Origin of the sequence: Methylomonas lenta, from assembly GCF_001644015.1 — a bacterium.
Lineage (GTDB): Bacteria > Pseudomonadota > Gammaproteobacteria > Methylococcales > Methylomonadaceae > Methylomonas > Methylomonas lenta.
Window position 1 is genome coordinate 1 of the sequence record NZ_LUUI01000169.1, and the last position, 5,922, is coordinate 5,922.

Genomic DNA, 5,922 nt, shown 5'->3' on the forward strand with positions numbered 1-5,922 from the left:
AAAAAAAAGCCCAACGATGAGTTGGGCTTTTGAATTAAGAGCTTGGCGATGTCCTACTTTCACATGGCAACCTGCCACACTATCATCGGCGCTAAGCGGTTTCACTTCCGAGTTCGAGATGGGATCGGGTGGTTCACGCTCGCTATGTTCACCAAGCAAACTGGTAAAAAATAGAGGAAAGGTAAAAGGTACAAGACGAAAGGATTGCTTTCGTGAGTCTCGTCAGCCTTTTGGCTTCCTACTACTTTAAAAATTTTACAGTCTAGGGCTTGCCAGGTCAGTCTTTTACCTTTCCTCTTTCGCCTTTCGCCTGCTTCATGGAAATCTGTAGTGGTTTCGTTCTCGTTGATTATCAGCTGCATGTCAACTGCTCAGGCTTTTGGATGGGGACGAGGCATTTTTTTTGCCTTTCGTCTTTTCTCTTTCGCCTGTTTTATTTAACCCAAACGCATTGGGTGTTATATGGTCAAGCCTCACGGGCAATTAGTACACGTTAGCTTCACACATTACTGCGCTTCCACACCGTGCCTATCAACGTCGTAGTCTCCAACGGCCCTTCAGGGGACTTAAAGTCCCAGTGAGATCTCATCTTGGGAGGGGCTTCCCGCTTAGATGCTTTCAGCGGTTATCCTGTCCGAACGTGGCTACCCGGCAATGCCATTGGCATGACAACCGGAACACCAGAGGTTCGTCCACTCCGGTCCTCTCGTACTAGGAGCAGCTTCCCTCAAATCTCAAACGCCCACGGCAGATAGGGACCGAACTGTCTCACGACGTTCTGAACCCAGCTCGCGTACCACTTTAAATGGCGAACAGCCATACCCTTGGGACCTGCTTCAGCCCCAGGATGTGATGAGCCGACATCGAGGTGCCAAACACCGCCGTCGATATGAACTCTTGGGCGGTATCAGCCTGTTATCCCCGGCGTACCTTTTATCCGTTGAGCGATGGCCCTTCCATACAGAACCACCGGATCACTATGACCTACTTTCGTACCTGCTCGACTTGTCCGTCTCGCAGTCAAGCACCCTTATGCCATTGCACTCATCGCCTGATTTCCGACCAGGCTGAGGGTACCTTCGTGCTCCTCCGTTACTCTTTAGGAGGAGACCGCCCCAGTCAAACTACCCACCAGACACTGTCCCTAATCCAGATAATGGATCGAGGTTAGAACTCCAAACATACCAGGGTGGTATTTCAAGGTTGGCTCCACAAGAACTAGCGTCCTCGCTTCAATGCCTCCCACCTATCCTACACAAGTAGGTTCAAAGTCCAGTGTCAAGCTATAGTAAAGGTGCACGGGGTCTTTCCGTCTAGCCGCGGGTACACTGCATCTTCACAGCGATTTCAATTTCACTGAGTCCCAGGTGGAGACAGTGTGGCCATCGTTACGCCATTCGTGCAGGTCGGAACTTACCCGACAAGGAATTTCGCTACCTTAGGACCGTTATAGTTACGGCCGCCGTTTACTGGGGCTTCGATCAAGAGCTTCTCCGAAGATAACCCCATCAATTAACCTTCCAGCACCGGGCAGGCGTCACACCCTATACGTCCACTTTCGTGTTTGCAGAGTGCTATGTTTTTGCTAAACAGTCGCAGCCACCGATTTTTTGCAACCCCCTTCCGCTCCGTGAGCAAGTCACTTCACGTAATGAGGGCATACCTTCTCCCGAAGTTACGGTATCATTTTGCCTAGTTCCTTCACCTGGGTTCTCTCAAGCGCCTTAGAATTCTCATCCCACCCACCTGTGTCGGTTTGGGGTACGGCCACTAATAACCTGAAGCTTAGAGGTTTTTCTTGGAAGCATGGCATCTATCACTTCGCTGTTCCGAGGAACCGCTCGTCATTACATCTCAGCATAGAGTATCCCGGATTTGCCTAAGATACATGCCTACTTGCTTAAACTGCCACTTCCAACCGACAGCTGATATAGCCTTCTCCGTCACCCCATCGCAGTTACTATTGGTACAGGAATATTAACCTGTTTTCCATCGACTACGCCTTTCGGCCTCGCCTTAGGTACCGACTAACCCTGCGTCGATTAACGTTGCGCAGGAAACCTTGGGTTTTCGGCGAGGGGGTTTTTCACCCCCTTTATCGTTACTTATGTCAGCATTCGCACTTCTGATACCTCCAGCCCACTTCTCAATGAACCTTCGCAGGCGTACAGAACGCTCCTCTACCACTCACGCATAGCGTGAATCCGTAGCTTCGGTACTATGCTTAGCCCCGGTAAATCTTCCGCGCAGACCGACTCGACCAGTGAGCTATTACGCTTTCTTTAAAGGATGGCTGCTTCTAAGCCAACCTCCTGGCTGTCTGGGCCTTTCCACATCGTTTCCCACTGAGCATAGATTTTGGGACCTTAGCTGACGGTCTGGGCTGTTTCCCTTTTCACGACGGACCTTATCACCCGCCGTGTGTCTCCCGTGCTGAAACTTGCTGGTATTCGGAGTTTGCATCGGGTTGGTAAGTCGAGATGACCCCCTAGCCGAAACAGTGCTCTACCCCCAGCAGTTATACACGAGGCGCTACCTAAATAGCTTTCGAGGAGAACCAGCTATCTCCGAGCTTGATTAGCCTTTCACTCCGATCCACAACTCATCCCCGTATTTTTCAACAGACGTGGGTTCGGTCCTCCAGTGTGTGTTACCACACCTTCAACCTGGTCATGGATAGATCGCCCGGTTTCGGGTCTACACCTTGCGACTAAACGCCCTATTAAGACTCGCTTTCGCTACGCCTCCCCTATTCGGTTAAGCTTGCCACAAAATGTAAGTCGCTGACCCATTATACAAAAGGTACGCAGTCACCCCACGAAGGGGCTCCCACTGCTTGTACGCATACGGTTTCAGGTTCTATTTCACTCCGCTCTCCGCGGTTCTTTTCGCCTTTCCCTCACGGTACTAGTTCACTATCGGTCAGTAAGGAGTATTTAGCCTTGGAGGATGGTCCCCCCATGTTCAGTCAAAGTTTCTCGTGCTCCGACCTACTCGATTTCACTAAAGAGACATTTTCGTGTACGGGGCTATCACCCTGTATCGCTGGTCTTTCCAGAACCATTCCACTAACATCTTTCTAGCTTAAGGGCTAGTCCCCGTTCGCTCGCCACTACTTAGGGAATCTCGGTTGATTTCTTTTCCTCCGGGTACTTAGATGTTTCAGTTCTCCGGGTTCGCTTCCAGCAGCTATGTATTCACTGCAGGATGACTCACTTATGTGAGCCGGGTTTCCCCATTCGGACATCTCTGGATCAATGCTTGTTTGCAAGCTCCCCAAAGCTTTTCGCATGCTACAACGTCCTTCATCGCCTCTTACTGCCTAGGCATTCACCGTATGCGCTTATTCACTTGACCATATAACCCGAATACGTCTGGCTTTGCTCGACCACTTCAGACTCACGTCTTTCGTCGTTTTGCGCCGCTTTGGTTTCAAGTTATCTTGTCAGCTGACATGTTCGCTGATTTTTGCTTGAGAACGATTTGCTGCTTGTCTTTTCACAACCGTTTTGCAACCATTGTGTCATTCAAACTGCAACTCGTTTGCATCGCGATCTTGGCAGATCGTGATGTTTACTACAGATTTCCATATTGTTAAAGAGCTATCGGTATGAATACCAATTCTATAGGGTCTCGACCTTGCGGTTAAAACGGTATAGAGTTGATGATCTATCGAAGTTTTTAAAACGTCACCCAAAGCCTATGTTACGAGCTTGATGGTGGAGCCAGGGAGGATCGAACTCCCGACCTCCTGCGTGCAAGGCAGGCGCTCTCCCAGCTGAGCTATGGCCCCGAATAGTATAAAGACTAAAGCCGAATGCCTTGTGTTGAAAGTGTCTACAGTTTGACTGTTTCCTCTTTCGCCTCGCTGCTTTCGTCTCGCATTTATGCGTTGGTGGGTCTGGGTGGATTCGAACCACCGACCTCACCCTTATCAGGGGTGCGCTCTAACCAACTGAGCTACAGACCCAGGTGCGTCTTTCAATCGAAATAATTTGTTGTGAGTACGTATAACGCGTTTCTGTCTTTGTAAGGAGGTGATCCAGCCCCAGGTTCCCCTAGGGCTACCTTGTTACGACTTCACCCCAGTCATGAATCACAAAGTGGTAAGCGCCCTCCCGAAGGTTAGACTACCTACTTCTTTTGCAACCCACTCCCATGGTGTGACGGGCGGTGTGTACAAGGCCCGGGAACGTATTCACCGCGGCATTCTGATCCGCGATTACTAGCGATTCCGACTTCATGGAGTCGAGTTGCAGACTCCAATCCGGACTAGGACCGGCTTTCTGGGATTTGCTTACTTTCGCAAGTTCGCTGCCCTCTGTACCGGCCATTGTAGCACGTGTGTAGCCCTACCCATAAGGGCCATGATGACTTGACGTCGTCCCCACCTTCCTCCGGTTTATCACCGGCAGTCTCCCTAGAGTTCCCGGCATTACCCGCTGGCAACTAAGGATAAGGGTTGCGCTCGTTACGGGACTTAACCCAACATCTCACGACACGAGCTGACGACAGCCATGCAGCACCTGTCTCAGAGCTCCCGAAGGCACTCTACTATCTCTAACAGATTCTCTGGATGTCAAGGGTAGGTAAGGTTCTTCGCGTTGCATCGAATTAAACCACATGCTCCACCGCTTGTGCGGGCCCCCGTCAATTCATTTGAGTTTTAGCCTTGCGGCCGTACTCCCCAGGCGGTCAACTTAATACGTTAGCTCCACCACTAAGCACTTAAAGCGCCCAACGGTTAGTTGACATCGTTTACGGCGTGGACTACCAGGGTATCTAATCCTGTTTGCTACCCACGCTTTCGTACCTCAGCGTCAGTTTGAGTCCAGAGAGCCGCCTTCGCCACTGGTGTTCCTTCAGATCTCTACGCATTTCACCGCTACACCTGAAATTCCACTCTCCTCTACTCAACTCTAGTCATCCAGTATCAAATGCAGTTCCCAGGTTAAGCCCGGGGCTTTCACATCTGACTTAAATAACCGCCTACGCACGCTTTACGCCCAGTAATTCCGATTAACGCTTGCACCCTCCGTATTACCGCGGCTGCTGGCACGGAGTTAGCCGGTGCTTCTTGTATAGGTAATGTCAGTCTACCGGGTATTCGCCGATAGGTATTCCTTCCTATTGAAAGTGCTTTACAACCCTCAGGCCTTCTTCACACACGCGGTATTGCTGGATCAGGCTTTCGCCCATTGTCCAATATTCCCCACTGCTGCCTCCCGTAGGAGTCTGGGCCGTGTCTCAGTCCCAGTGTGGCTGATCATCCTCTCAGACCAGCTATGGATCGTCGCCTTGGTAGGCCTTTACCCTACCAACTAGCTAATCCAACATAGGCTCATCTATTAGCGCCAGGCCCGAAGGTCCCCAGCTTTCCCCCGTAGGGCGTATGCGGTATTAGCGTGAGTTTCCCCACGTTGTCCCCCACTAATAGGCAGATTCCTATGCATTACTCACCCGTCCGCCACTCGTCAGCGCCCGAAGGCCTGCTACCGTTCGACTTGCATGTGTTAAGCATACCGCCAGCGTTCAATCTGAGCCATGATCAAACTCTTCAGTTTAATTTTCAATCTGACACTCAGTAAGATGAGTGCCCAATCTTGGTCTCGATTACAGAACGTAATTAATTACTCAATTGACGTGGTCTGTATCGACTATTTCTAACAGAAATGAGTCGTCATACATACCCACACAAATTATTTCGATTTCGGTTGTTAAAGAGCCAGGAGACTTATCCCCTGTTGAGCCGGTGTATTCTACAGCATTTCAGGTTTGTGTCAAATTTATTTTTCAAGGAAGTTAAAAACCACTCTCTCAAACCACTCGACCACTAAAATACTCATCCACCGTTACTGCATCCTCAGGAGCTAATCTTTTTCGCTTACCCCCTGAAGAGCCGACCATTCTACCGCTTTTTTT

2 tRNA genes and 3 rRNA genes are annotated in these 5,922 nt (G+C 50.2%); all 5 read right to left on the reverse strand.

From position 1 onward, the window contains the following. Positions 1–40: 40 nt before the first annotated feature. Positions 41–156 (reverse strand): 5S ribosomal RNA (gene rrf, locus A1359_RS21375). A 306-nt stretch (positions 157–462) separates the two neighbouring features. After that, positions 463–3,357, reverse strand: a 23S ribosomal RNA gene (locus tag A1359_RS21380). A 360-nt stretch (positions 3,358–3,717) separates the two neighbouring features. Beyond that, positions 3,718–3,793 (reverse strand) — tRNA-Ala (locus A1359_RS21385). A gap of 100 nt (positions 3,794–3,893) precedes the next feature. After that, positions 3,894–3,970: transfer RNA gene (locus tag A1359_RS21390), tRNA-Ile, on the reverse strand. A 60-nt stretch (positions 3,971–4,030) separates the two neighbouring features. Next, positions 4,031–5,564 (reverse strand): 16S ribosomal RNA (locus A1359_RS21395). The 16S, 23S and 5S rRNA genes sit together here with 2 tRNA genes alongside, the layout of an rRNA operon. Between the last annotated feature and the right edge of the window lie 358 nt (positions 5,565–5,922).